Annotated in this window: 28 protein-coding genes, 1 tRNA gene and 1 pseudogene; 9 read left to right on the top strand and 21 right to left on the bottom strand. The window is 63.7% G+C overall.

All coding sequences use genetic code 11. The annotated features are described in order from the left end of the window. Window positions 1–268: 268 nt before the first annotated feature. The gene (locus ACO2RJ_RS11595) at window positions 269–745 is read right to left on the bottom strand and encodes an Lrp/AsnC family transcriptional regulator (RefSeq protein WP_423268167.1); all 477 of its coding nucleotides are present in this window, start codon (window positions 743–745) and stop codon (window positions 269–271) included. A 177-nt stretch (window positions 746–922) separates the two neighbouring features. Between ACO2RJ_RS11595 and ACO2RJ_RS11590 the strand changes: the two genes are divergently transcribed. From ACO2RJ_RS11590 to ACO2RJ_RS11580, 3 genes are all read left to right on the top strand, one after another. Continuing rightward, window positions 923–1,438: a cupin domain-containing protein gene (locus ACO2RJ_RS11590; RefSeq protein ID WP_423268166.1), complete on the top strand. Its 516-nt coding sequence runs from the start codon at window positions 923–925 to the stop codon at window positions 1,436–1,438. Between the two features lie 98 nt (window positions 1,439–1,536). Next, a complete protein-coding gene (locus ACO2RJ_RS11585; protein ID WP_423268964.1) occupies window positions 1,537–2,256 on the top strand; it encodes an alpha/beta fold hydrolase in 720 nt (239 codons plus the stop codon). After that, window positions 2,253–3,818, top strand: a complete 1,566-nt coding sequence (locus ACO2RJ_RS11580; protein WP_423268165.1) for a GMC family oxidoreductase — start codon at window positions 2,253–2,255, stop codon at window positions 3,816–3,818. The genes ACO2RJ_RS11585 and ACO2RJ_RS11580 overlap by 4 nt, the downstream gene beginning before the upstream one ends. A 159-nt stretch (window positions 3,819–3,977) precedes the next feature. On the opposite strand, the gene ACO2RJ_RS11575 is transcribed toward ACO2RJ_RS11580, so the two are convergent. Continuing rightward, the gene (locus ACO2RJ_RS11575) at window positions 3,978–4,556 is read right to left on the bottom strand and encodes a DUF308 domain-containing protein (RefSeq protein ID WP_423268963.1); all 579 of its coding nucleotides are present in this window, start codon (window positions 4,554–4,556) and stop codon (window positions 3,978–3,980) included. A 170-nt stretch (window positions 4,557–4,726) separates the two neighbouring features. Between ACO2RJ_RS11575 and ACO2RJ_RS11570 the strand changes: the two genes are divergently transcribed. Further along, on the top strand, window positions 4,727–5,620 hold the full coding sequence (locus tag ACO2RJ_RS11570) for an AraC family transcriptional regulator (RefSeq protein ID WP_423268164.1): 894 nt from the start codon (window positions 4,727–4,729) through the stop codon (window positions 5,618–5,620). Between the two features lie 10 nt (window positions 5,621–5,630). Here the strand turns inward: ACO2RJ_RS11570 and ACO2RJ_RS11565 are convergent, their stop codons facing one another. Continuing rightward, window positions 5,631–6,482: an oxidoreductase gene (locus tag ACO2RJ_RS11565; protein WP_423268163.1), complete on the bottom strand. Its 852-nt coding sequence runs from the start codon at window positions 6,480–6,482 to the stop codon at window positions 5,631–5,633. Between the two features lie 48 nt (window positions 6,483–6,530). Here ACO2RJ_RS11565 and ACO2RJ_RS11560 point away from each other — a divergent pair, with 48 nt between their 5' ends. Beyond that, a complete protein-coding gene (locus ACO2RJ_RS11560; protein ID WP_423268162.1) occupies window positions 6,531–7,127 on the top strand; it encodes a TetR/AcrR family transcriptional regulator in 597 nt (198 codons plus the stop codon). 54 nt (window positions 7,128–7,181) lie between these two features. On the opposite strand, the gene ACO2RJ_RS11555 is transcribed toward ACO2RJ_RS11560, so the two are convergent. From ACO2RJ_RS11555 to ACO2RJ_RS11475, 17 genes are all read right to left on the bottom strand, one after another. Next, window positions 7,182–7,610, bottom strand: coding sequence for a chorismate mutase (locus ACO2RJ_RS11555; RefSeq protein WP_423268161.1), 429 nt, complete (start codon window positions 7,608–7,610; stop codon window positions 7,182–7,184). 269 nt (window positions 7,611–7,879) lie between these two features. Then, entirely contained in the window at window positions 7,880–8,653 is a 774-nt protein-coding gene (locus ACO2RJ_RS11550; protein WP_423268160.1) for a molybdopterin-binding protein, read from the bottom strand. Further along, on the bottom strand, window positions 8,650–9,507 hold the full coding sequence (locus tag ACO2RJ_RS11545; RefSeq protein WP_423268159.1) for a cytochrome b/b6 domain-containing protein: 858 nt from the start codon (window positions 9,505–9,507) through the stop codon (window positions 8,650–8,652). Before ACO2RJ_RS11545 ends, ACO2RJ_RS11550 begins: the two co-directional genes overlap by 4 nt. 113 nt (window positions 9,508–9,620) lie before the next feature. Further along, entirely contained in the window at window positions 9,621–10,253 is a 633-nt protein-coding gene (locus ACO2RJ_RS11540) for a hypothetical protein (RefSeq protein WP_423268158.1), read from the bottom strand. Window positions 10,254–10,379: 126 nt separating this feature from the next. After that, on the bottom strand, window positions 10,380–10,619 hold the full coding sequence (locus ACO2RJ_RS11535) for a hypothetical protein (protein WP_423268157.1): 240 nt from the start codon (window positions 10,617–10,619) through the stop codon (window positions 10,380–10,382). A gap of 267 nt (window positions 10,620–10,886) precedes the next feature. Next, window positions 10,887–11,261, bottom strand: a complete 375-nt coding sequence (locus ACO2RJ_RS11530) for a response regulator transcription factor (protein ID WP_423268156.1) — start codon at window positions 11,259–11,261, stop codon at window positions 10,887–10,889. Between the two features lie 92 nt (window positions 11,262–11,353). Continuing rightward, window positions 11,354–12,016 carry a response regulator transcription factor gene (locus ACO2RJ_RS11525; protein WP_423268962.1) on the bottom strand — a complete coding sequence of 221 codons (663 nt, stop codon included), beginning with the start codon at window positions 12,014–12,016 and terminating at the stop codon, window positions 11,354–11,356. A 14-nt stretch (window positions 12,017–12,030) separates the two neighbouring features. After that, the gene (locus ACO2RJ_RS11520; protein WP_423268155.1) at window positions 12,031–13,935 is read right to left on the bottom strand and encodes a PAS domain-containing sensor histidine kinase; all 1,905 of its coding nucleotides are present in this window, start codon (window positions 13,933–13,935) and stop codon (window positions 12,031–12,033) included. 474 nt (window positions 13,936–14,409) lie between these two features. Then, complete coding sequence (locus tag ACO2RJ_RS11515) at window positions 14,410–15,282, bottom strand: LysR family transcriptional regulator (protein ID WP_423268154.1); 873 nt, start codon at window positions 15,280–15,282, stop codon at window positions 14,410–14,412. Between the two features lie 263 nt (window positions 15,283–15,545). Beyond that, the gene (locus ACO2RJ_RS11510; protein ID WP_423268153.1) at window positions 15,546–16,040 is read right to left on the bottom strand and encodes a GNAT family N-acetyltransferase; all 495 of its coding nucleotides are present in this window, start codon (window positions 16,038–16,040) and stop codon (window positions 15,546–15,548) included. A 238-nt stretch (window positions 16,041–16,278) separates the two neighbouring features. Then, entirely contained in the window at window positions 16,279–16,842 is a 564-nt protein-coding gene (locus ACO2RJ_RS11505) for a VOC family protein (protein WP_423268152.1), read from the bottom strand. A gap of 89 nt (window positions 16,843–16,931) precedes the next feature. Continuing rightward, the gene (locus tag ACO2RJ_RS11500; RefSeq protein ID WP_423268151.1) at window positions 16,932–17,780 is read right to left on the bottom strand and encodes an alpha/beta fold hydrolase; all 849 of its coding nucleotides are present in this window, start codon (window positions 17,778–17,780) and stop codon (window positions 16,932–16,934) included. Between the two features lie 57 nt (window positions 17,781–17,837). Then, window positions 17,838–18,656, bottom strand: coding sequence for an oxidoreductase (locus ACO2RJ_RS11495; protein ID WP_423268150.1), 819 nt, complete (start codon window positions 18,654–18,656; stop codon window positions 17,838–17,840). Next, window positions 18,656–19,549: an NAD(P)-dependent oxidoreductase gene (locus ACO2RJ_RS11490; protein ID WP_423268149.1), complete on the bottom strand. Its 894-nt coding sequence runs from the start codon at window positions 19,547–19,549 to the stop codon at window positions 18,656–18,658. Before ACO2RJ_RS11490 ends, ACO2RJ_RS11495 begins: the two co-directional genes overlap by 1 nt. A 3-nt stretch (window positions 19,550–19,552) precedes the next feature. Then, complete coding sequence (locus ACO2RJ_RS11485) at window positions 19,553–21,055, bottom strand: MFS transporter (RefSeq protein ID WP_423268148.1); 1,503 nt, start codon at window positions 21,053–21,055, stop codon at window positions 19,553–19,555. A 51-nt stretch (window positions 21,056–21,106) separates the two neighbouring features. After that, the gene (locus ACO2RJ_RS11480) at window positions 21,107–21,409 is read right to left on the bottom strand and encodes an EthD family reductase (RefSeq protein ID WP_423268147.1); all 303 of its coding nucleotides are present in this window, start codon (window positions 21,407–21,409) and stop codon (window positions 21,107–21,109) included. Window positions 21,410–22,225: 816 nt separating this feature from the next. Further along, on the bottom strand, window positions 22,226–22,849 hold the full coding sequence (locus tag ACO2RJ_RS11475; protein WP_423268146.1) for a sensor histidine kinase: 624 nt from the start codon (window positions 22,847–22,849) through the stop codon (window positions 22,226–22,228). Between the two features lie 384 nt (window positions 22,850–23,233). Between ACO2RJ_RS11475 and ACO2RJ_RS11470 the strand changes: the two genes are divergently transcribed. The 4 genes and pseudogenes from ACO2RJ_RS11470 to ACO2RJ_RS11455 form a co-directional block, all read left to right on the top strand. Continuing rightward, complete coding sequence (locus ACO2RJ_RS11470; RefSeq protein WP_423268145.1) at window positions 23,234–23,467, top strand: hypothetical protein; 234 nt, start codon at window positions 23,234–23,236, stop codon at window positions 23,465–23,467. A 103-nt stretch (window positions 23,468–23,570) separates the two neighbouring features. Then, complete coding sequence (locus tag ACO2RJ_RS11465; protein ID WP_423268144.1) at window positions 23,571–24,374, top strand: alpha/beta fold hydrolase; 804 nt, start codon at window positions 23,571–23,573, stop codon at window positions 24,372–24,374. Between the two features lie 195 nt (window positions 24,375–24,569). Next, window positions 24,570–24,842, top strand: coding sequence for a restriction endonuclease (locus ACO2RJ_RS11460; RefSeq protein ID WP_423268143.1), 273 nt, complete (start codon window positions 24,570–24,572; stop codon window positions 24,840–24,842). Window positions 24,843–25,010: 168 nt separating this feature from the next. Next, window positions 25,011–25,127 (top strand): annotated as a pseudogene (locus tag ACO2RJ_RS11455) (MipA/OmpV family protein); the annotation flags it as partial. A 26-nt stretch (window positions 25,128–25,153) separates the two neighbouring features. Here ACO2RJ_RS11455 and ACO2RJ_RS11450 read toward each other — a convergent pair. Continuing rightward, window positions 25,154–25,230: transfer RNA gene (locus tag ACO2RJ_RS11450), tRNA-Arg, on the bottom strand. Between the last annotated feature and the right edge of the window lie 52 nt (window positions 25,231–25,282).

The following is a 25,282-nucleotide window of genomic DNA, read 5'->3' as shown; positions in this document are numbered from 1 at the left end:
CTTCAAGGCGTCCATCGACTTTGCGCGACAACGCGCTGACGCCAGCGCCGGCCCCACGGGATCTGGATGCTGAAAGGCGCCAATAGCGGTCGCGGCCGTTGCGGCGCAAGCCGGACGTTCGATCGTAGAACCTAAACCGGTGTTTGGCAGCCGAGCACAGTCGCGTCCTTAGGCGGATTTTGCAGATGACGCCGTCGCAAGGCCCGGCGAACGAAGCCATAACATAGTAGTGCGTCATCGCAGCGGCTCTTGCCAAGCTGTCATCTCATCAGAATGTCAGCCGGACGTTCTCTTTGACCTCTCTCATAACAAAAAAGGTCCGGGTGTTCTGGACGCCTGGGAGCGCGATGAGGGTCTGACTCTGCAGCTTGTTGAAATCGGCGATGTCGCGTGCGCGGATCTTCAGGAAGTAATCGAACTCGCCCGCCACCAGGATGCAGTCAATGATCTCCTTCACCTTCAGCACCGCTTCCTCGAAGTTGTTGCGGCTGTCGGGCGAGGAACGGTCGAGCACGACGCCGATCATAACGAGCGCCCCCAGACCGACCGAAGTGGGGGCTACCTCCGCCCGAACCCCAGTGATGTGACCCTTCTCGAACAACCGCTGCGTTCGCCGGTGGCAGGTGGCTGCGCTGACGCCCACGCGCGTCGCGAGGTCGGCGTTCGTCAGCCGTCCATCCGCATGAAGCGCGCGAAGAATTTTCAGATCGATACGATCGAGTGCGCTGGTGAAAGAATCTTTCACATTAGACCCTGATTTGGAACGTCCCTCGGAAATTGAGTGACAAACTGGCGTTTTATGCAAGCCGAGAAGCTAAGTTAGAAAGCACCTTTCTTATCGCCTCCTCTATCGTCCGCTCCTCTTAAGCAAAGGGTGAGCGCCTTGATCAACGCAATTCGGACCACTGCCGCGGCCAGTCTCATGAGCAACGCGCGAGCTGCGCCGTTGCGTATGAATCAAGCCATTCGTCTTTCTGCCTTCGCCTTAGCCGCGTCTCTTTCAACCGGAGCCGTCGCGGACTTGGCCGCCCACAAGCAGATGATCGCCGTCAAGGAAGCGGCCGCTGTCCAGTGGAAGCCCGCGCCGGCCGCCCTGCCGAAGGGGATCGAGATCAGCGTCATCATGGGAGACCCGGACAAGCCAGGTCCATTTGCGCTGAGGCTCAGGATCCCTCCCTCGACCATTATCGCTCCTCACACCCATGCGACCGACGAGACCGTCACGCTGCTCGACGGCGCCCTCGTCCACGACATGGGCGAGAAAATGGTTGAGAGCCGCGGAGAACCCTTCCGGGAAGGCGGCTTCCTCTACCTGCCGGCCCTGATGCCGCATTCGCTCTGGACCAAGGATCAGTCGGCAGTGATCCAGGTCAACGGCACCGGTCCATTCGGCCTGAACTACGTCAATCCTGCCGACGACCCCAGCAAGGCGCGCTGAGTGCAGCGTCTTCGCCGAATTGATTTCCAAAACTCTAAAACGAAAGAGCCCGCGACATGGGACTGACACACCTCACGCTGTCGCTCGCCGGGAGCGTGATGCTCGCCATGGCGGCGCTTACGCCCGCCTACGCCGTTCCAGTCAAGAACGTCGTCATCGTCCACGGGGCGCTGGCGGACGGCTCCGGCTGGCGCAAGGTCCACGATCTGCTCACGGCCAAGGGATTTAAGGTCAGCGTGGTGCAGCCGCCGATGACGACGCTGAAGGACGACGTGGCTGCAACGCGCCGCATCCTCGATCTCCAGGAAGGCCCTTCAGTGCTCGTGGGCCATAGCTATGGCGGCATGGTGGTGACGCAGGCGGGCTCTGCGAAGAACGTCGCGGGCCTAGTCTACATCGCGGCTTTCCAGCCGGACGAAGGCGAGAACCTGCTCGATCTCGCGGGCCGGACGCCGCCGGCGACGACCGGCATCAAGGCGACGGCCGACGACTATCTCTATCTCGACCCGAAGGCTTTTGCGGCCGACTTCGCCGCCGATGTGCCTGCGGCGGACGCCGCGTTCATGGCGGCCTCGCAGGTGTTTCCGTCCAAGGCGAGCTTCGAGGCGAAGATCAGCCAGCCGGCGTGGAAGACAAGGAAGAGCTGGGCGCTCATCGCGACCGAAGACCGGGCGATCCACCCCGACCTGATGCGTGAAATGGCAAAGCGCGCTGGAAGCAGCGTGACTGAGGTCAAAGCCAGCCACGCTTTGTTCATGTCGCAGCCGACGGCAGTCGCTGACCTGATTGAAACGGCTGCGCAGGCGCTTTCGAAGTGAAGTCCTCTTCTCAGTCGGAAGCCTTGCGGCCGGACTATGACGTCATCGTCTGCGGCGCCGGTTCGTCCGGCTCCGTGGTCGCCGGGCGACTGGCCGAGAACCCGGATGTGCGTGTGCTGCTGATCGAAGCGGGCGGCGGCGATGAGGCAGAGACAGTTCTCGACCCGTCTCAATGGCCCGCAAATCTCGGTAGCGAACGCGACTGGGCCTTCCAGGCCGAACCCAATCCGCATCTGGGCGGCCGCTCGCTTCCGATGTCGATGGGCAAGGGCCTCGGCGGTGGCTCCAGCATCAACGTCATGGTCTGGGCGCGCGGGCACCACCGCGACTGGGATTTTTTTGCGGCTGAAACGGGAGATCCAGACTGGGGCTACAAGTCGGTCCTGGGGATCTACCGCGACATCGAGAATTGGCGGGGAACGCCGGACCCACACTACCGCGGGACATCGGGTCCGGTCTGGGTGCAGCCCGCGCCCAATCCAAGCCCGATCGCCGACGCAATGCTGGACGCGGCGGCTGAGATTGGCGTCCCAACGTTCGACCATCCTAACGGCGCGATGATGGAAGGCCCCGGGGGCGCAGCGATCTCAGACGTCCTCATTCGCGACGGCCGCCGCCATTCGCTGTTCCGCGCCTATGTCCATCCGAAGATGGGCCGCTCAAATCTGACCGTGTTGACCCACGCCACCGTTCGCCGCGTCGTGATCGAGGGCGGCCGGGCTACCGGCGTCGAGATCCAGCGCGGCAGTGCTGTCGAAACCATCCGGTGCCGGTTGGAAGTCGTCCTGTCGCTTGGAGCGATGCACACGCCGAAGGTGCTGATGCATTCCGGCGTCGGCGATGAGGCCGAGCTCGGTCGCTTCGACATACCCGTAAAGCTGCACCTGCCGGGCGTCGGCCAGAACCTGCAGGACCATCTGTCGTTCGGATGCATCTGGGAATATCGCGAGCCGCTTGCGCCGCGAAACGGCGGCAGCGAGGCGACGCTTTATTGGAAGAGCCGTCCCGAGCTCGAGACGCCCGACCTACTGTTCTGCCAAGTGGAGTTCCCGGTTCCGAGCGACTGCACCGCCGCCCGCGGCGCCCCCGCGCACGGCTGGACGATGTTCGCGGGCCTCGCCCGTCCCGGCAGCCGCGGCAGGGTGCGCCTCACCGGCGCCGATCCGTCGACGCCCATCACCATCGACGCCGATGCGCTGTCCGACCCCGCAGACATGGATACGGCGCTCAGCTGCGTCGATCTCTGTCGCGAACTCGGCAACGCCCAGGCCTTCAAGCCGTTCGTGAAAAGCGAGGCGTTGCCCGGGCCGCTTAAAGGCGAAGCCAAGAAGCAGTTTTTGCGCGAAGCTGCGGTCACCTACTGGCACCAGAGCTGCACGGCCAAAATGGGTCGAGATCACATGTCCGTCGTGAACGGAGCTCTCGAAGTCTACGGCGTCCGCGGGCTTCGCATCGCCGACGCTTCCATCATGCCGCGAGTCACGACCGGCAACACGCAGGCGCCGTGCGCGGTCATCGGCGAACGCGCGGCGCGGATGATCGGAAATGCGCACGCCCTCTAAACGGGACCGCGGAGCGCCAACAGCAGGCGTTCCGTTCTTGCTCGAAAGCGGACGTAACTGAAGAAGGCGGCTGACCCGTCGAACGGTCCGCCGCCTTTGATGATCCATTCCTTTTTTAGTCGCAGGTCGGTCCTGCGGAGGCCTTGATGGCGGGACCGCTCAGGCCAATCCGGCCTTGCGTTGGCGAGCGCTGCTGACGGTCAACCAGACCGCTGAAACCAGGAAGTAGAAGGCGCCGAAGGCGGCGTAAGGCGCGATGTCGGCGATGCTGGCCGGCTTGGAACCGGTCGCTTGGATCAACATGTACGCCCCGGCGAGACCCGACTGGGCGCCGCTTAAAACCATCGCCCACTGCGCACCCATCCGCCAACGGCGCACGCCGGTGAGCAACTGAAACAGCCCTGAGAGGATCGCCCAGACGCCGAACACAGCCAACACCTCGTTAGGTCCGAGGCCAAGGGCGACGGCCACCGCGAGTGTCGTAACGGCGCTTGCCGTCACGTTCAGGCTCTGGCTGCGATTGGCGCTGAGACCGCCGTTACGCCGGGCATCTACAAGATTGGCGATCGCGTCCCAGGCCGGATAGGCGACAAGGAGCGCCGCGGCAGCGAGCGGCATTTGGCGGCCGACGGCGAGGGCGACCGCTACCCACGCAATCGAGAACGCCGCGCGTACGAAATAGTAGTTTCTGAGCCAGCGCGAAGCGGCGGGGCGATTGGGCTGGCGCGTCATCCGGATGTTCATGGAAGCTCTCATGTTTGTCCCGTCCGGTGTCGGACGATCCGACCATTATCGGTCGGCGCCGAAGCGCCTGGACGGTGCGATTGTCTGACTTGGAAGCGACGTGATATCAGTCCGATAGCCGCCGTCCTCGTCCCGCAAGTAACGGCACCAGAGGCTCTCCAGCCATGGCCGATTCACTGGAAAACTTGATCGTTCGTCCGGAACCCGACACGTCAGTGGCGGCTTCGGCCGATCTGCTGTCGAGCGTGCTGTCTCAGATCCGGCTCACGGGCGACCATGTGTTCGCTCGCGTGCTCGCCGCGGGAGAGCAGCTACTGATGAGCGACGGCGAAGCACATGTCGTGGTCGTGACGAAGGGCGGCGTCCGATTGAAGGGCGGCGATCAAGCAGCTTTACAAGTCGACGCCGGCGACCTCGTGCTGTTGTCCCATGGCCCCGGCGACAGGGAGCTTTCGGCGGCCGACGGTTCGGCCGAGATCGTGGTCTGCCGTTTCTGGTTCGATCCAGACAGCTTACGTGGCATGGTCTTCGCGCTGCCTGCCTCTATTCACCTCACGCATGCCGAGGCCGCCGACTGGATCGACGGCATCGTGCATTTCATGATGATCGAGGCCGACGACGTGCAGCCTGGGTCAGGCCTCATGATCTCGCGGCTGATCGACCTTGTGGTGATCCGAGTGTTGCGGACCTGGGTGCAGCTCGGCCGCGCGTCGGGATGGCTCGGTGGGCTCTCCGACGCTCGCGTCGCGCGCTGCCTGAAGATGATCCACGCTGACCCCATGCGCCGCTGGAGCGTCGCGACGCTTGCGGAGGCGGCGGGCATGTCGCGGTCGAATTTCTGCGACCGCTTCGCGGCGCTCGTCGGCCGCTCCCCGCTGCGCTACCAGAACGAATGGCGCCTCGGCCTCGCCCGGCGCATGCTGGCCGAGCCCGACGCGCGGGCCGGAGAGGTCGGCCTGCGCATCGGCTACGCCTCGGAGGCCGCCTTCAGCCGGGCCTACAAGGACTTCTTCGGTCACTCGCCGCGGAACGCGCTGAAGTCGGGCGGGGTTGCGTGATGTGGCCGTGTCAGGCCGCGCTGGCTGCGAAACCCGTCGAGCGCGAGAGTGCGTCCCAGGTCGACATCTCCGTCCTCATGGCGTCGAGCTTCTGCTCGACGAGGGCGAGCGCATCCTCGCCTAAGAAGAGGCGGGTCGGCGGGTTCTCCGCTTCGACGAGCGCCAGCAGCGCCTCAGCCGCCTTCGCCGGATCGCCCGGCTGATTGCCGCTCTTCGCCTGCCGCGCGGCGCGGATGGGGTCCATGACTGCGTCGTAGTCGGAGATGCTGCGCGCCGCGCGTTCCATCGAACGTCCCGCCCAGTCGGTCCGAAACTGGCCGGGCGCCAAAGCCGTCACCTTGACGCCGAAGCTCGCGACCTCCTTGCCGAGCGCCTCCGAGACGCCCTCAAGCGCAAATTTGCTGCCGCAGTAGAAGGCGATTCCCGGCATGGTGATGAAGCCGCCCATGGAGGTCACGTTGACGATGCGTCCGCGACGTCGCTCCCGCATGCCGGGCAGCACCGCCTTCATCAACGCGACCGGCCCGAACACATTCGCGGCGAACTGCCGTTCGAGGTCGTCGATGGAGGATTCCTCCAGCACGCCTTCCTGACCGTAGCCGGCGTTGTTGACCAGCACGTCGATCGGACCGGCCAGTCGCTCCGCCTCGGCAACGGCAGGCGGAATGGCCTGGAAATCGGTCACGTCGAGAAGAAGCGGATGCGCGCGACCCGGCGCGAGGGTCGCGAAGGCCTCGCGGTCGGCTTCGCGCCGGACGGTGCCGACGACGCGATGGCCTGCCGCGAGGGCGCCCGCTGCGAACGCGTGACCGAGGCCGGAGCTCACACCGGTGATGAAGAATGTTCTTGAGGAGAGCGCCATGTTCGAACTCCGTGTCGACAATTAATTATATCATGATATAGATACGGCATGAGCGATCGCAAGACCAAAGCCTCTTCGCCTGCAACGCGAGGCGAGCCGCTTCGCCTGAAGGTGCTGGACGCCGCCGAGCGGCTGCTGCGCCAAGGGAAAGCGGAGTTTTCGATGCGCGACCTCGCCGCGGAGGCGGGCGTCAGCTTCGCGACGCCGTTCAACCAGTTCGGCGGCAAGGCGGCGATCATGCACGCCCTGTCGGGGCGTCGGATCGATACGATGGAGGCGCGTTACGCAGCCGCCCGGCCGGCCGGCGATGCGGCCGATCGCGTGCTCCTGGCCATCGACATCGCAGCGGCGGTGATGTTGGAGGAGCCCGAGGTCAACCGCGCAGTAATGGCCTGGATCGGCTCGCCCGGCCCTGCCTCGGGCGAGGTCCTGGCGCGTTCGACTGCGCTTTGGGCGCTCGCCTTGGGGGACGCCGGCGGATCGGCCACAACGCCGGGGCCGGCGGAATTGCGCGGCCTGTCAGAGATGCTTGCCTTCGGCTTTCGAGGCGTGCTGTCGTTTTGGACCGCGGGTGAGCTGCCGAACGGGGCGCTTGGCGATCGCGCGCGGGAGATGGCATGCGCCCTGTTGGGACAACGCCGGTGACGACCAGCGGTCCGTCTGCGCCGAGCCGTTTCTGAGCGTCGATCGACTTGCGCGTCAGGGCGCCTTATGGCGCATCATCTCGGCTGCAGCTCGACGCTCGTCCTCGGTGAAGCCCGCGATCATGGCCCGGTAGGTTTGCTCCGCCACGTCCGGGTTCAGCTGCCGCTCCCAAGCCAGTCTCCGTACCTTCTGGATGATGGCCTCGACGCGCGCTGTGTCCTCGACCGCGGCGGGGTTCTGCTTAAAGCGCGCCGCTTCGTGAACATAGGCGCCGCGCTCCGCCATTAGCGCGATCAGCGCGGCATCGATGCGATCAATGTTTTCCCGGACCAATCCCAGGGTCTGGCAGCAACTTCCGCCGTCCACCGTCGGCGCGCCCCAGAATGCGGGCCGGCGCGTCTCCGCTGGCGTGTCCGCAAACGCGGCCTTCAGGCCGGCAAGGACGAAGCCGCCGAACACAAGGAGCTTGATCGTGGCGCGCATATTCATCGTGCCGATCCAATCCGTTTGTCGCCGCTCGCATTTGGCGGGATGAGGGCTGCCTCGACTGGCGTTTTGCTTCCTCTGGACATCTTGAAACCTCGACCGTCGTCAGATGAAGGGAAATTCGGCGCCCAGGTTCCAGCCGACCGGACCCTTGGAGACGCGGGGGCGGGCGAACGCGCGAGGCCCCGTCTGGGGCGACGATAATCGCTTAAGCATGCATCTCGGCAGAAGCCGCGGAATATCGCGTGTGAGCTGGCTCCCAGAGGCTAGATCCCTGCGTACCACTCGTAGCCGCGGTCTTCCCAATAGCCGCCGCCGCCGCCCCAGAGCTGCGCGAAGCTTTCGACGATCTCAATTCGCATTAAATACTTAGCCTGCTTGTAGCCAAGCTGACGCTCCACCCTCAAGCGAAGCGGCGCCCCGTGACCGATGGACAGGTCCTGGCCATTCATCGCGTATGCGAGGATCGTCTGCGGATGGAACGCGTCGATAAGGTCGATGCTCTCATAGTAGCGCCCGCTTCCGTCGAGCGTCTTCTCCAGTTCGTCGGCGCAGTGGAACACCGCATAGCGGGCGGAGGACTTCAGCCCGACGCTCTTGAGCAGGCTTCCGAGCGGGACCCCCGTCCACTTCCCGATCGCGCTCCAGCCTTCCACGCAGTCGTGGCGGGTGATCTGGGTGCGGGCGGGAAGCGCTTTAAGGTCGAGAAGCGAAAACTGCTGCGGCCGCTCGACGAGCCCGTCGATTGTCAGCCGCCAGCTTTGAAATCCGTCCTCACGAAGCCGCGCATACTCTTCGCTGTCGGGCGCGCTCGTCCCGTTCACACGAAACGTCGGCGAGACGTTCGCCTCAGCGAACTCTCGAGCGAGCGCCCCGCGGCTCTGAAGCAGTCTCTGGACCGTCATCGTCAGCGTCTCGGCCGAGCCGAGGATCGTCTGGGTCTGGTCGTTCGACCCCAGCAGGTCGCAGCCTCCTAGAGCGAGCGCGCTCGCTCCGAGACTGCTACCGACCAGAAACTGGCGGCGTGTAAGGCGGGTCATGCGCCGGGCCCTTCCTGCCGGATGGCGTAACGGCCCGTGATCATGGAACGCATGTTGTTCCAAGGGCCGGAGAGGACCACCATGGCAATGTGGACGAAGACAAAGGCGACCAGAAGCGACGCTGTGAAGAAGTGAATCGTCCGGGCCGACTGCCGCCCGCCGAAAATGTCGAGAAGTACGGGAAAAGCCGCGTTCACACCCGGCGACATGGTGAGGCCGGTTAGCGCCATGAGGGGAAGCAGGCTCGCGATCACGCCCACATAGGCGAGCTTCTGCAGCGCATTGTAGCGCCGAGCCTCTTCGCCTGAGGGAAACCGCAGGCGCGCGTGGTCGACGATCTCCCGCCAGATATTTCGGGGCGCAAGGTCTTTGCGGCCGATCGCGAGATCGCGGCGAAGATGTCCGCTCGCCACTCCGTAGCCGAGATAGAACAGGCCATTGATGACGAAGAGCCAAGCGAAAAAGAAGTGCCAGCGTCGGCCCTGGGCCAGATCCTGGTAGGAGGGAAGCGTGAGCCAGCTCGGAAAGGCTCTGGGCGTCCACTCGCCGTCCGCCTTCGACACTCCGAGGACGCCTGTCGTGGAAACGGAAGCTCCGGCGACCGTGATGAAGCCGTGCGGCTTCGCCAGATCGGCGCCCGCGCCGATCTCAAGGAAAGCGGGATCGGCATCGGCGCCGTACTGGCCCCAATGCAGGCGGGGATACGCATTGAATATTTGAAGCCCGCTGGTCAGCAGCACGCCGAGAAATAGAGCGTTGAGCCAATGCGTCAGCCGCGTCACCGCGGAGTGGCGGCGGGTGAGTACGGTCTTCCCCGCTGAAGCGGGCTGCGGGCCTATGATTTCGTGGGACATGGAGCTCTCCTGAGAGTGGGAGGGGCGAGCACGGGAGCGCCCGCGTCGCGCCGTTGTGCTCGACCGGCCCGGCGCGGGGGGAAGAGCGCGCCAAAGCCGGTCGCGTCGCGGACCTACATCGGCGGGACGACGCCGTCGGAGCCCACGACGATCCGCTGCGCGGCGATCGCGCCGCCCGTGCTTTTCTGCGCCTGCACGAAGACCACCGCATCCGGCTTCAGGTCCGCCTCGGTCGCAGGCGCCAGAGTGACCACCGGCGTGCTGTCGGGAATGGCGATCTTCTTTTCCTTGCCATGGTAGGAGACGGTGACGGATCGGCCGCTTACGTCCTTCACCGCGTCGGCGACCGTGGCGTTCGTCATGGTGCTGTTGGGCTTGAGATCCCAGCCATAGCTGCCTTCGCCGGTCCCCTTGAGCGCGGCCGGGAAGATCAGCACCTCGAGCGCGCCGTCGCTTCCGTCCTTGGTGGGCAGCGATGCGATGCCGACGTAGTCGCCGGGCTTGATGTCGGCCACGCTGGCGCGGGCGACGCTCGACACGCTCCATCCGGCCGCCAGGGCGACGTCGACGAGTTCGCCTTCGCGGGTTCGGACTTTCAGGGTGTCGTGATCGAAGCTGACGATGGCGCCGCGCACCCGAACCGGCTCGGCCCTGACGGTCTCCGCCGAGGCAGGCGACGGGAGGGCCGGCTGCAGCGGCAGGCTTGCGAATGCGGCGAGCGCCACGGGGAATAGTTTGCGAAGCATCTAATGTCCTTTAGCTCTGTGCGTTGAGGAGCCGGCTGGCGCTGTCCCGCAGCGGCCGCCGAGGCGCGTATCCGTGATCTCTGCCCCCGCACTCGGAAGGTCGGGGGCCGAGATGGGATCGCGCGCTCAGCCGTTGTTGTCGTTCGCGTCCCAGCGGCCGGCGACGTCGGGCGACTGCGGAGCGAAGCGCTGCTGCGAAGCGTGCTTGCCGGCTGCGACCGACGAGCGGTCCTGGCCTGGGTTGGCGGCGGAGCCGTGAGAGGCGGACTGGGCTTGATTGCTGCCCGGATGCGAGCGCATGGCCTCGGCGGAAGCGGCGCTGCTGGCCAGAACCAGAGCGCCGATGGCATAGATGATGGTCTTCATGATATTCTCCCGTTGTTAGGCGTCGTCGGGCGACGGCGTCTTGGGAGAAAGCTAGTTCTGCGCGGAAACAGAAGACATAGCATTTATATATCGTGAGATCATACGTTGGTTTGTGTCGCCTCGTCTTAAGTTCTGAGCGCCAGAAAGCTTATGGATTCTGACCTGCGGTCCCGACGTCATTTCGCTCAACCGGCAAGTGTTCTCGGACTTCGAGGCGCTCGGGATGCATATCGCTCACGAAGCGCGCGGCTTGGAGATGTCCGGTTGTCAGGCCGACCGGGCGAGGGCGTGCTCAATGCAGCGAATGATCGTGTCGCCGTCGGAAGGCTTGGTGAGGAAGCATTGCGCTCCGTTCGCCATGACCCGGCGGCGCACCTCGTCCGTGGGGAACGCCGTCATGAAGATGATCGGGAAGTGGCGTCCCGCCGCGAGCAGGGCCTTCTGCAGCATGTCGCCCGTCATGGTGGGCATCTGGACGTCCGCGATCAAGCAGGCGGGCGCCTCTGCGTCGCGCTCGGCCAAGAACTCCTGAGCCGAGCCATAGGTGCGCGCCCGGTAGCCGACCGACCGCAAGAGACTTGCAAGCGAGGTCCGGACACCCTCGTCGTCATCGACGATCGCGATCGTCGGCGCTTGGGCCATGAAAATCCTTCGCATCCACTGATGCAACGAGCGGCGCTGTTGATCGCCTAGTTAGGCCGGGGGGCGAGCGACGGGTATCATACACAGGTGTGCTATACCGACGGACGCCCGCTCAGACCAAGCGCCTGCGCCATGCGGACCAAATCCGCCAGCGATTTCGCGTTCATCTTACGCATAACGTTCCCGCGGTGGATCTTCACCGTGATCTCGCTAAGGTTCATCCTGCCGGCGACCTGCTTGTTCATCAGTCCGTCGGTGACGTAAACCATTACTTCGCGCTCGCGGGCTGTGAGCGAGGCGTGGCGCGCCTTCAGATTGGTCTCCGCCGCCTGTACGCTTCGCCTCCGCGCGTCGCGCTCGATCGCGTTCATGACCGCGTCCAGCATGTCCTGATCCCGAAAGGGCTTCGCCAGAAAGTCGACCGCTCCAGCCTTCATGGCCCGCACGGACATCGGGATGTCGCCATGCCCGGTCATAAAGATTACCGGCAGATCGACGCCCGCGGCGGCGAGCTGTTGGTGGAAGTCGAGCCCGCTAGCGCCGGGCAGCCTGACGTCCAGGACAATGCAGCACGGAGCGTTCAGCGCCGGCCAGTCGAGCAGTTCGGCCGGCGAGCCGAACAGCTCGACCCGCAGGTCCACGGAGCGAAAGAGACTGTCGAGAGAATCCCGGATGCCGGCGTCGTCGTCGACAACGAGAACGACCGGCTTTCCCGGTTGCCTGTCATAGGCAGAGCTGTTGGTAGGGCGTCGCATTGGGCTGGGGCCTGTCACGCGGCTGGAATGGTGAAGGTGAAGCGGGCGCCGTCCCCCAGCCTGCTGTCGACCGAGAGGCTCCCGCCGTGAGCCTCGACGGTGGAGCGGCAGATCGCGAGGCCCATACCCATGCCTTCCTCCTTGGTCGTGAAGAACGGGTCGAACAGTCGTTCGAGGTTCGCCGGGTCGATTCCGGGTCCGTTGTCCGCGACCGTCACAGCGAGGTGTTCGGAGCCATTGCGGAGGGCCCGAACCAGGAGCCGGCCTCCGCCCACATCCGCCATGGCCTGCCCCGCATTCACCGCAAGATTGACGATCACCTGCTGAAGCTGCACGCGGTCGCCGATCACCTTCGGCGCGGTCGGGTCGAGCTGGAGGTCGATGGCGACGCCCATCTTGCTGAGCTCCCGCTCGACGAGAAGGATCGCGTCCTGGACCAGTTCGGCGCCCTCGAGGACGTCGCGCCTCATCGATCCCTTGGCGAGAAAGGATCTGATCCGCCGCACGATGGCGCTCGCTCGCTTTCCTTCTTCGATCGCTCGGGCAAGTGCGGTCGACACTTCCACGAGGTCAGGTTGCGGGCGGCGGAGCCAACGCAATGCGGCCTCGCCGTTCGTCACAATGGACGCGAGAGGCTGGTTCACCTCATGCGTGATTGAGGCGGTCAGTTCGCCAAGCGTCGCGACGCGGGCCGCGCGGGCGAGTTCCGCCTGAGCCGCGAGAAGCGCGTTCTGCGCTTCGTTGCGGTCGGTGACGTCCAGAACGAAAGCAAGAACTTCCCCGTCGAGGCCTTCCTCCACGGTTGGGAACGTCAGCCCAAAGATCACCGGCGTCCGTCGACCATCAGCTCCGCGGATTTGTGTCTCGCCCTCGTAGAACCTGTCTCCCCGATAAAATGCGATGAGCGATCCTGCGAATGTCTGATCCATCTCACCGAGGACGTTATCGAGGGAGCTGCCGACGCTTTTCGGACTGTCCCAACGCGTTATCTCGAGAAACGCGGGATTGATGTCGGTGATCTTCACGAGCGCCTTGGCGCGATCAAGGAAATCTGGATGCGCCTCGATGTAGCTCGGAAGATCGATCTCGCCGTCCCGGGTAAGACGATCGAGCTCGGCGCGGAGTGCGGACCAATCTTCCTGCAGCAGGCCAATCCGGCTAGCATTGAACATGCGCCGGTAACGCCGCTCGCTCTGGGCCAGCGCTCTGTGGGACGCCTCCCGCTCGGAGACGTCGCGGTGCGTCTCTAGCACCCGGATCGGCTGACCTGAACCGCTACGCTCCAGCACCCAGCGGCTTTCGACAGCGATAGCCGCCCCTGAGCTGGTCCGCTGGTGCAGCACGCCTTCCCAGCGCGATGTCCGGAAGAGTTGCCGCTCGATCTCGGCGCGGCTGACCGGGTACTCCGTCGAAAGCAAGTCGTCCGCGACTTGGCCCAGCGCTTGTTCGGCCGGCCATCCATAGCCCGTCTCAGCGCCGCGGTTCCAGAACTGGATGACGCCGCCGGCGTCGCGGACGAAGATCATGTCGTGCGACAGATTGAGCAGCTGAGCCTGCTCGCGAAGCGTCTCCGTAGACTTCAGGTTCTGCTGCGAGAGCACCGTGCCGATGCCGATCGCCGATAAACTCACGATCAAGCGAAGCGTGGCGGATCCGAAATTCTCGTGACCGTGCATGTAGGCGTAGGCGAGAGCGGTCAGTGCGGCGCTCGCCGCTGCAGTGACCAGCAGATCGGTTCTGGACACTTTCGCGGCGATCAGGATGACGAGCACGTAAAGCACTGCCACCGCGCTCTGAAGAGGCGTGAAGGCGTCGACGACGAAGACCCCGAGCGCCAGGGCTGCGGCGAGGGTTCGCCGAACAATGCTACGGGGCCAGCCTGCCGCCGCCGCCGGCGCCTCGATCGCTGCTGTCGTCACCGTCTTGATCTCCACCGTAGAGGGGGATGCCGATGCTGCGAGACACCATGGCGTCCGTAAAACGGGGGACGTCCGCCATCACCGCGTCTATCTCGGCGGATGCGAGCGCCGCATGCAGCGCGGCCTCATTACGAAACCGTTAGATCCCCACACAGACATCCAAAGCGTCGGCGTCGCGGGGAAAGAAGGCGGAGGCGCTTTCCAACCCGTGCTCCCGCCAACAATCGAGCACCAACGGCAGATGGACGTCGACATAATAATCGCGCTTGAAGTATGTGCCGCTACTGCAGGTCACTATGAGTGTTCCGCTCGCCATGGCGAAGAGTGTTCCGCTCGCCATGGCGAAACATTTGGACAAATTACATTGGTCATCAACTAACAAAGTTGAACACTCTCCGTTCGATTTTGTGCGCGGAGGCGGAGCGGCATCTGGCCGGCGAAGGCAGGACGTCATAGGGCCGGTTTTGATGCCAATTACCGGTCGCCGGGGTTCTGAACCCTTGAAATATGGTCGGTCACCAAGTCGATAAACGCCCGCAATCGTTGAAGACGCTTCATGTCTTGGTGATAACCCATCCATATATCCCGTGAAGGCGGCTCAGCTGGCAGCTTTAGCCTTCGCAAGTCGATCATTTGATCGCCGACGACCCGCGGCAGAACAGCGATGCCGATGCCCTGGCTGCACATGCGGCTCTGCACGTTGCGATTGTTCGAACGAAGAACGGGACTTGCTTGAGGGAAGCTATCCGCGAGCCAGGCGATATCTGGAAACTGGCCCGTCGACGTGTCGTGGGTGATCAGCCTAAAACCGGCCCCGTCGCCATACACGGGTTCAGGTAGCCCTGCCGCGACATAGGCCCCATAAGGCAGACGTACGAGCCGACGCTGCACGATATCGGGGCCATCAAACGGGATGATCCGAAAGGCGATATCGGCCTCTCGCTGGGCGAGACTAAATAGGCGCGTGCCCGTCAGGATTTCTATATCGACGTGCGGATATGTCCTTGCATAATCCTTGATGATCGGCGGCAGGACGTAGGCTCCAAACCAGTCGGCGGAGGATATGCGCAGAGTCCCCTGAAGTTCTTTCTCTTGACCGGCCAGTCGGCGCTCGATCGCCAGGGCGCCTTCTTCCATCTGTTCCGCCAGGGCAATGACGGCGTTTCCTTCCTCTGTCGGAATGAAACCGTCTGCTGTTCTCTGAAACAGAGTATGGCCTGTAGCCTGTTCAAGAGCCCGAAGACGGCGTCCGACCGTCGGATGACTTAGATGAAGAGCACGTGCTGCAGCGCCGAGCGTGCCATGCCGGGCGATAGCCAGAAAAATCCTGACGTCGCTCCACTCCACCGCCGCACCCACAAAACTGAACGATGATGTATAATACCGTCAGTTCTTGAACGAATCCAACCGCATTTTATCTGTTTCTCCCAAAACACTGGCCGGGCCAACAACTTGCCTGAGGTCGCACTCGCCCCGGCTAAGATGCTGGGGATGAAGAGGCGGCAACCTGAATACTCATAAGATAGTCTTCAGGCTTCGGGCGGCATCTTGCTGATGCCGTTGCTGGACGTTGCGACCGCAACACCGCTACCGCGAAGTGCACGTTTTCACTAAACCTGCCGTTCGCCACGCTCACGGCTGCGCACATTGGAATGGAAGGCCATACCGATCTTCGTAAGCACAGCAACCGAGGATATATTGATTGGATCGACTTGGGCCAAGATGCGTGTCAGACAAAGCGTGTTAAATCCGTAGTCGAGTTGGCCGAGCCCGATCTCGGTCGCATAACCGTTGCCCCAAGCCTCCCGACGCAGAACAAAGCCGAGTTCGTAATCTGGCTGACCAAGCGCGCTGCAGGAAATCAACCCCGCGAAGCCGACAAGGGTCTGCGCGTTCCGCTCAACCAGCACCCCGAGCTTCCTACCGGATTGATTGTGGTCGAAGTTCTTTTCGAAGAACGCTCTGGATTGCGCCAAATTTAGAGCACAACCGGAGAAAGCTAATTTCATGACCGCCGGATCAGAGAGTACGTGGGCGTGAAGATCTTGGAAATCATGGTGGTTTGGGCTCCTGAGTAGCAGTCGCTTTGTCACCAGTATGTCCATAGCGGGATCAAAGCGGTTGCGTAGAGGTTTGAAAAGGGTCGCCCGACAGTCGACAATTTCTGAAGGTCGGCGCCGGCGCCAGCCGCCCACCCTCAGATGGTTTTGGTTCGCCTTCTATCAGCCTAACCCAAGCGGGGGCTTACCCGGATAGGCTGACGTCCGGCGGAGTTGATCCATGGCTTCGCACCGTCGCGGCTGCGCACCCGTGGACCTTTCGACACCTTCAGGATTGCCGCGACTAAACGAACGCGGATCCAGTCTCACCCTCTGCGCAGTCTTCGTCTTGCCACCTGCGCAGATTTGTCTGGTCATGATAGGCCATGCGCTCAGGCGTGGTGATGAATTCCATCGTCGTGCCCCAAGGCATGCGGCAATAGCAGACCTTGTTGCCGAGCCCTTTTTCGGTTGCGTAGGGAATAGGGCGTGGCGCGGTGAGGGGGGTGCCCCCCGCCTTCTCGAAGCGCTCGACCGATGCGTCGATGTCGTCGGTGTAGAGAGCGAAGTGCGTGATGCCGAAGTCGCTCGCCCGGATCGGCTGGACTTGCTCGGGGCCGTGCATCTCGAAGAGTTCGATGTCAGGTCCAGTTCCGATCTTGACCATCGCTTGGGCGCGCACGACCGTTCCTGGAAAAGCGCCGACGGCCTGCTCGAATTCGGGTCCCTGCCGAGGCGGATCCTGCGGTCCGAAAGACTGGTAGATCACCTGGCCGCCGAACGCTTCCACAAGAAACGACTTTGCCGCTTCGATGTCAGGCACGGTAATGCCGATATGATTGACGCCGCGAATTATGGGTGAAGTCATGACAGGTTCCTTTCTTGTTTAGTTGAGCCACCGCAAGCGCTGCGGCGTGTCGGGATGTGCCGGGCCCACTTCGGCCTGGGCACAGAGTTTCAGTTGGTTTTGAGAAGACCGATCAAAGCGGCCGCGACTTCATCCGGCCGCTCGTCCGCGACATAGTGGCTGCACCGCGCGATCGAGCCGCCCGTCACATTGGTGGCGAACTCTTTGAGCATCGGCGCCATGTGCGGGCCGAACCGCTGGTCTCCGCCGAGGCCAAGCACCGGTATCTCGAGCGGCTGCTTCTTGTACTCGAGCGCAACTGCATGATCGGCAGCGAGAGTACGATACCATTCCATCCCGCCGCGCGTGCGGCCCGGAAGAGCCATCGCCTTGGCGTAGATCTCTATGTTCGCCGGATTGAAGGTGTTGTGGTCATAGAACCGCTCAGCCATGAAGGTCGATACATAGTCATATTCACGACCCTGGATCAGGCGCTCGGGTAGATCCCGGTTCATATGGAAGCTGAAGTGCCAGAGCCTAGCGATCGTCGCCTCCCATCCGGTCCAGCCGGGAAGCGGCACGTCAAGGACGGCCAGATGAGTGACGGCCTCCCGATAGATGGCCGCCTGCGGCAGCGCCACCATTCCACCGATGTCGTGTCCGCACACGGCGTAGCGTTCATGTCCGAGGGCAAGCATGACCTGGTGCGCGTCGCGCGCCATAGTCGCCTTGTCGTAGCCGTCGAGCGGACAGTCTGAAAAACCCGCGCCGCGCAGATCGATGGCCACCACGCTGAAATGCTCGGCCAGCAGCGGCATCACATCGTGCCATTCCCACCATGTTTCCGGCCAGCCGTGGAGCAGGAGGATCGGCGCTCCTGAGCCTCCCGTGACAGTATTGATCCTGATGCCGTTCACCGGCACCAGTTGTTGGGTGAACCCCTTCAAAGTTGCGATCATGATCGCCTTCCAGTCAGACGTTGACGTTCAAACACAGCTCACGGCCATCGCTTTGGGCTAATCGAAGTCGGTGGCGATCGAGACGTCGCGCCAAGCATCGATATCGCTGCGGAAGGCAGCCAACTTTCGCTCGGCGATCGCGTGCGCGATCGGACCGAGCGGCAGATGAAGCGGAGCGTCATCGGCGTCGACGGCTTGCAGGATCACCGTGATCGCCTTGTCGGGGTCGCCTGCCTGATTACCGTTGTTGGCTTCGCGATAGTGCTTGCGCGAGCTCGCGGCATATTCCGGCATTTCGTTGGCCGCCATCGTGATCGAACGGCCAAGGAAATCGGTGCGAAAGGGCCCGGGCTCGACGATCAAGACGCGAATGCCGAACGGCTTCAGTTCGCCGGCGAGCGCCTCGGAAATTCCTTCCACGGCGAACTTGGCGGCGTTGTAATAACCAGCGCCGCCGCCGCCCGCGATGCCGGCGCCGGACGACATGTTGACGATCGTTCCGCCCGAACGTCGCAAGATAGGCAAAGCCGCCCTGGTAGTCTCGATCAAGCCAAAGACGTTTACCTCGAACATCGGGCGATATTCGTCCGGCGTGCCTTCTTCTATTGCGCCGAATAGTCCGTATCCGGCGTTATTTACGAGCACATCAAACCCGCCGAACGTCTCGACGGCCTTTGTGACCGCGGCCTTGGCTGCCGCCGCTTCCGTCACATCAAGCGGCAGGAGGATCATGCGGCCGTCAAAGCGCTTGGCCAATTGTTCGATCGATTTGACGTTGCGCGCTGTCGCAATGACCTGGTCACCGCGTTCAGCTGCAGCGAGCGCAAGACGTTTTCCGAAGCCGCTTGAGCAGCCGGTGATAAGCCAAGTCTTCATTATTGCTCTCTATGTATGTTGGGCGATGCCAATACGTCGCCGCCGCGAACTGTCATATCGGCCATGATCGACCAATCCTTTTCGCCAAGGCCCGCCGAGACAGCCTTGCTGAGCCCTTCCCGGACGGCCTCGAGCATCGGAAGCGTGCGTCCGATCGCATTGCTGGCCTCAGTCGCAAGACGCATGTCCTTAAGCGCAAGCTTGGCTTTGAAGCCCGGCTCGAACGACTGTTCCGTGATCTGAGTGCTGTAGCTCTCATAGGCGCGACCTGAGAAAAGGGTCCCCAGGATGAGTTCGAAGAAATCCGCCCGGTCGAGCCCGGCGCTCTCGGTCAGCACGATACTCTCGGCCATCGCCTCTATAGCCATGGCGACCATCATGTTGCAGGCGAGCTTCGCCGTATTCGCCCGCGCGGGATCTTCCCCCAACTTCCAGATCTTTTTGCTGAGCGGAGCAAGCAGCGGCTCGATTGCGGCGACTGCATCAGCCTTGCCGGCCGCCAGGATATTGAGCTGACCACTCGCGGCTACGTTTGGGCGCCCCAAGACAGGCGCGGACACATAGCCGAGGCGTGCCGCTTCGTGCAGGAGCTCGAGTTCCCGCGCGAAAGCGACCGAGATCGTCGATGTGACGACATGAGTAAGCCCCGGTTGCGCGGTTGCTAGCAAGCCGGCGTCGAGGATCACCTCCCGGATGGCCGGGTCATCGGATAGCATCGTAAAGACTGCGTCAGCCTGGAATGCGTCCGCTGCGAGCTTGACCAGCGTTACCCCCGGAACGGTATCCTGGGCGACCTTGCTGCGGTTCCAGGCGCGCACGTCATGCCCTGCCTTCACCAGATTGAGGGCCATTGCCGATCCCATACTGCCGAGACCGATGAAGCCGATTCGCATGTCCTATCTCCTGTTGTCGGGATGAGACCTGTGCGCGGCGTCGGACGCAGGCCAACGGGCGATCGTCAGGCCGAGACCCGCGCCGATGATTTGGCTGGTGGCGATGACGAGGAGAGCCACAACGAAAGCGTGAGTGAGTTCGCCGGCATCGGCGCGCTCTCCGCTGAGCGCATAGAAAACACCGCCGATCACTGCGACGCTGAGCGCCACGCTCACCTGAAGGGTAGAGCTGGTCACTCCTGCGATCATGCCTGAGAAGGCGGGCAAGACGCGACCAGTGACCATGTGCATCAGGCCGGGTGTCGCGAGCCCCTGACCGAATCCAGTCAGGAAGAGGAGGGAGACGAGCCATGGATGGTCGGGCAGCGCGCCCGGCGTCGTCGCCCCGATCAGCCAGGCGACGCCGTAGAGAGCGATCGCCTCCAGGCTCATGCCGAGGGGGGTGACGAAGGTCCCCAATACGCGCCTGAACGCTGGCGAGATAAGTGGGCCGAGCAGATAGCCCAGTCCATAGGGGAGGAAGACAAGGCCTGCCTCCAGCGCGCTCGCGTGTAAGGCCTGCTGCAGATAGACCGAGAACAGCAGGAAGAACGTCGAGATCGTGTAGAACAGCAGCGCTATCGTCAGTCCTCGGGCCAGTCCTGGCGCGTTCAGGGCTCTGGGGTCCAGCAGCGGAGAACCACCCGCACGTGCAAGCGTCCCTTCATATCGCCAGAAGGCGCCTGCCAGGATCGGAACTGCAGACAGCGAAATCCACGCCCATAGGGGCCAGCCTGCCTCCCGGCCTTCGACAAGCGGGAGGATCAGGGCGGCCAGCGTCACCATCTGGAGCGTGGCGCCGACCAGATCGAGCTTGCGCGGATCACGTACGCGCGTTGCGCGTAGCAGCGGGACGGCGAAGGCGATGACCAGGAACGCCACCGGCAGGTTGACGAGAAAGATCGCCCGCCACCCCAGTCCGAAGACATCCAAGGATATCAGGACTCCGCCCAGGGCCTGACCAACGACGGACGCCAGACCGAACACGGCGCCATAGAGGCTGAGCGCGAAATGCTTCTCCTTCTCCGAGAATATCGCCTGGACCGAAGCGAGGGCCTGCGGCGCCATCACGGCGGCCGTCACGCCCTGCATCGCCCGCCCGGATACCAGCGCCCATGGCGACCAGGCGAGCCCACAGAGCATGGACGCCAAAGCGAAACCGAGTAGCCCGACGACGAACATCCGCTCTCGACCGAAGAGATCGCCGAGCCGTCCACCCGTGATCAGGGTCACGGCGTAGAGGGCGGCGTAAGAGGACATGACCAGCTGCTCGGCTGACGAAGACGCTCCCAGATCCTGCTGGATGGAAGGGAGAGCGACATTGACGATGAAGAAGTCGAGCGGCGGCAGGAAAGCGCCGACCAGCAGCACGGCGAACATCGCCCAGCGCCGAGGGTCGAGCGCTGCGACGTCCGGCTCGGTCAGGAGACCAGTCGAAGCTAGCGAAGGTGGGTTGCTGGAAGTCATGGTTTTCAACTTCAATGGCAGGGCGCAGACCTCGAGTGATCAGCCCCCCGCTCAGAGAGGCTTCACGACGCTGCGCTGCGGTTTGATGGCGGTGACGATGTTGACGTCAGCCATGACCTGGGCGGTCTCCGGCGATTTGAGCGCCGCTTCCATGGCGGCCTCGTCGCGGAAGTTTACGACGCCAACCGCGATCAGCCCGGCGCCGTCACCTTGCGGAAAGAAGCCGCCGGCGCTGACCAGCCCATAAGGTCCCCAGCTTTCCCGCACGAGTGGAAAGTGCACGTTGACCCAATGGTCCCGGTCGAACAGTGTTTGCTCATCGCCCGCATAGGTCACCAGCATCGTGATCATCATAAAATTCCTCGTTTGCGAGCATCGAAGCGGGCCGCCGCGTTCTGCGATCGCTCAGGAAGATCTCTCTATTAAGTCCGGCCGAGCTTCCCTTGGGTCGCCAGCAAGGATCACCAAAGCGGCCGCCCTCATCGGTCCGCGGAAACCACGGAAGGACGCCTCTTCTGCCGATGGCGAGAACTTAGGGTGCTTAGATTTGTTCTTTAATTGACATAACCGTACTGTTGGCGTTCAGTTTTGTGTGGGTGGCTGTCAGTCGTCGCTGACCTTGGACCCTCTGTTGAAGCGGGTCCTTCGAGGTGGACGGATTGAGCTTTTGGAATTGACCGTGGGCGGCGAGGTCGACGTCCGCGGGTCCTCCCACCGGCCGGCGCGCAGCAACTCAGCCTCGATTTTCGCCGCGCTCTGCGGACAGCGCGTCTGCAGCAAATGGTCAGCCGATCCGCCGAGGGCCTCGGCGCGCGACCAGCCATAGGCGTGCTCCGCAGCCACAGGAGATACTCGCGGAGCTGCGCCTGCTTCGCGAGCGTCGCCGCCTGGTTGCGCCATGCGAGGAAGGCGGCGATCGTGATCGCCGACATGGCGACGAACGCCCTCAAACTGGAAACGTCGAGGCGCTTGAACCCATCGGTGGCGGCTTAAGAAGCCGCCGTCAGAAACAGGCGGCCGACCCACGCCGCGATGATGGGGGCCGCCGCGAGGAAGCCCAAGATCACGCCGATGGCGGCATGGTTCAGCGCGGGAGCTCCGAACGCCGCAGTCCGGAACAGGCGATCCTTGCGCGACGGCGGATGCGGTCCGGACGCGCCATGTGGGCGGCTACGCGTTGGCGCCGTGGCCGGCGGGAGCGGCCAGCGGCAGGGCGACGGAAAAGATAGATCCTTCGCCCTCGATCGAGCGGACCGCGATTGGATGGCTTAAGAGCCTCGCCGTCTGCCGCACGATGTGGAGGCCGAGACCGAGTCCGTCGGCGTCGGAACGATCTCCCCGGTCGAAGGCGTCGAAGATCCGTTCGAGTTTCTCTTCCGCGATCCCACCGCCGTCGTCGGCGACGTCTACGACCACGAAGCTCTTCATAACCCTCGCGGTGACCGTCACCCGGCTATCGCGAGCCGAATATTTGACGGCGTTGCCGATCAGGTTGCGCAGGATCGTCTTCAGCATGTCGGGATCCGTGCAGACTTCGACGGCCGCAACCTCGAACGCGAGAGTGACACCGCAGACCTCCGCAAAGCCCTGCCAATCGCGCTTCACTTCGCGAAGAATCGGTCCTAGCGCTGTCGGCCTCACGCGCGGCGCTAGGCGATCGTCAGCCTGAGACATGCGCGCCAGACTGTCGAGTTCGACATTCAGGCGTTTCAGTGCGTCCCGGGCGACGGTCACATGTCGCTCGGCAAGTGCGCCGCTGCCGGCATGGGCGGTCGCAAGCTCGAGCGACATCATCGCGAGCTGAAGTGGCTGCTTCAGGTCGTGACCCGCCACCGCCATGATCCGCCGGGTGAGGGCGAGCCTGGCGTCGGCTTCGGCTGTCCTGATTGATCCGGTCTGATCCATGTCGTTTCCCAAAGCGAAAGATGTCGCGGCGCCTGTTCCGCCGCGACTTTCGCGTAATCCCGAGCAGGCCGAAATCATACGCAGGTTTAGATCGAGAGACGCCTAAGGTCGGGCGGCCAGCGCTGCGATCTGCCGAACCCACGGGCCCTAAGCGCCGCAAACCTTGGTATGAGCGTTCGGCCGTTCAGTACGATAACCCCGGACCGATTGTCGTCGTAGCTTTCTCCCCATCGGCGCCGCCCCAGCGCTGAGAACCCAGATAGGAGAGAGGCCATGAAGACCGTTCTATTCGCCCTCGCCGCCTCCGCTCTGGTCGCCACTGCCGCCGTCGCGACGCCTTCCGACAACGCCCTGCAGCACCATGCTCATGCGCCTGACGCCATCTGGGCCAGCTCCGGAAAGGCGACCGGTATCCGCATGCGTCAGGTGCGCGACGTCGAGGCCCCCGGGGACCGCAGCTTGCCTTCGTCGAGCTTTGACTGGGACGTCGACCGGAACAACGGCTGACTCGGGATTGCGGCAAGGCCTCGCGCCGGCAGACGACGGCGCCGTGCGGGCCCTGGCCACGCTCGTTGCGCCTTTACACTTCGAGACCAACAGGATTGCTCCAGTGAACGAAGCCCATACGCGTCAAAATCACGGCAGCTCCGGCGTCTCCCGCCGAACCTTCACAGCGGCCATTGCCGGCCTCGGCGCCTTCGCCGCGCTCGGAGGCGGCCGCGCCGTCGCGCAGACGCCCGCTCGAAATGTCGTCCTACTGCACGGGCTGTTCGCGGACGGCTCGTCGTGGTCCGAGGTTATTCCCCTGCTACAGGCGGCGGGCCTCAATGTCACGTCGGTGCAAAACCCGCTTACATCGCTTCCCGAGGCGGTGGCCGCCGCGCAACGCGTGCTCGACCGGCAGGACGGGCCGACTGTTCTGGCCGGGCATTCCTTCTCCGGCATGATCGTCACCGAGGCGGGCGTGCACACAAACGTTTCCGCCCTGGTCTACGTCGCCGCACGGGCCCCGGACGCCGGCGAAGACTTCGCCGCCCTGGCCAAGACCTTTCCGACGCCGCCCGCCTCGGCCGGCGTCGTGTTCGACGGCGACGAAGGTCGCCTCGGCGAGGCCGCCTTCTTGCGCGATTTCGCAGGAGACCTTCCTGAAACAAGAGCGAGGGCGCTGTTCGCCGTGCAGCAGCCGTTCCGCAAGGAGCTGCTTGCGGGCAGGACGACCCACGCCGCGTGGAGGACGAAGCCGTCCTTCTACGCCGTCTCGACCGAAGACCGCACGATCGACCCTGACCTCGAGCGCTTCATGGCCAAGCGCATGGGCGCGACGACAATCGAAGTTAAGGCGAGCCATGTGTCCCTTATCTCGCAGCCTGACACGATCGCCCAGCTCATCCTGTCGGCGAGTCGCACCGTCTGACTCCGACAACACGGCAGGGCTTCGTCGCTCTCGGCGATCCTCTGCGAAAAGACTTAGCCGCGGGCCTTGGCTCGGTTCCGTTCGCTAGACCTCGCATCGTTGTGCTGACGGCAGACAGCGTACGCGACGCGTCCGCGCCCCCGGCGTAAACGGGGGCTTTGACATGTCGCGACAAGCTTGCGCCATCGGGCGGGAGTGGGTGGCGGCCGCCGCTATGGCGGCACGCACAAGAACGCGGCGAAGCAGCTCGGCCGCTCGGGTGACGGCGGCGTCATCAACGAGGACCGCCTCGACCGCGTCGACGTCCAGGCCAAGCGCTACGCCGTGGGCAGCACGGTGGGCCGGCCGAACGTGCAGGGCTTCGTCGGCAGCCTGGTGGGCCTCGGCGCGAGGAAGGGCGTGTTCGTCACCACCTCGACCTCAGCGCCGGCGCGCGCGACTTCGTCCGCCATCTTTCGCAACGCGTGATCCCGATCGACGGCCAGACCTTCGCCGATCTCATGATCGAGGACGGCGTCGGCGTGCGGACCCCTAGACGCTGACGCTCAGCCGGCTCAACGAGGATGTCTTCGCCGAAATCGGCTGAGAACGGCGCGGCGAGCGAGAGATTATCCCTGCTGCCGGTTCGGCGCGGCGTCCCCAACCTGGGCCGACGACAATCATATGGAGGACTATTTCGGCGTCACGCGGCGGCAGTCCGCCCGGTCCGGGCTGTCTCGGCGCAAAGCCGAGGCAGGGAGCCAGCGCGTCGAGCCATTTCTCCGCTGCCGAAATGGGAATGGCGCACCCGAGAGGATTCGAACCTCTGACCTCTGCCTTCGGAGGGCAGCGCTCTATCCAGCTGAGCTACGGGTGCCGAAGCGCCGCGGAACCTAGCGGATCGGGAGGCGGCCGGCAATCGGGGTTGG

Source organism: Hansschlegelia sp. KR7-227 (genome assembly GCF_049446035.1).
Taxonomy (GTDB): Bacteria; Pseudomonadota; Alphaproteobacteria; order Rhizobiales; family Methylopilaceae; genus Methylopila.
This window is presented reverse-complemented; position numbering and strand designations above follow the sequence as displayed.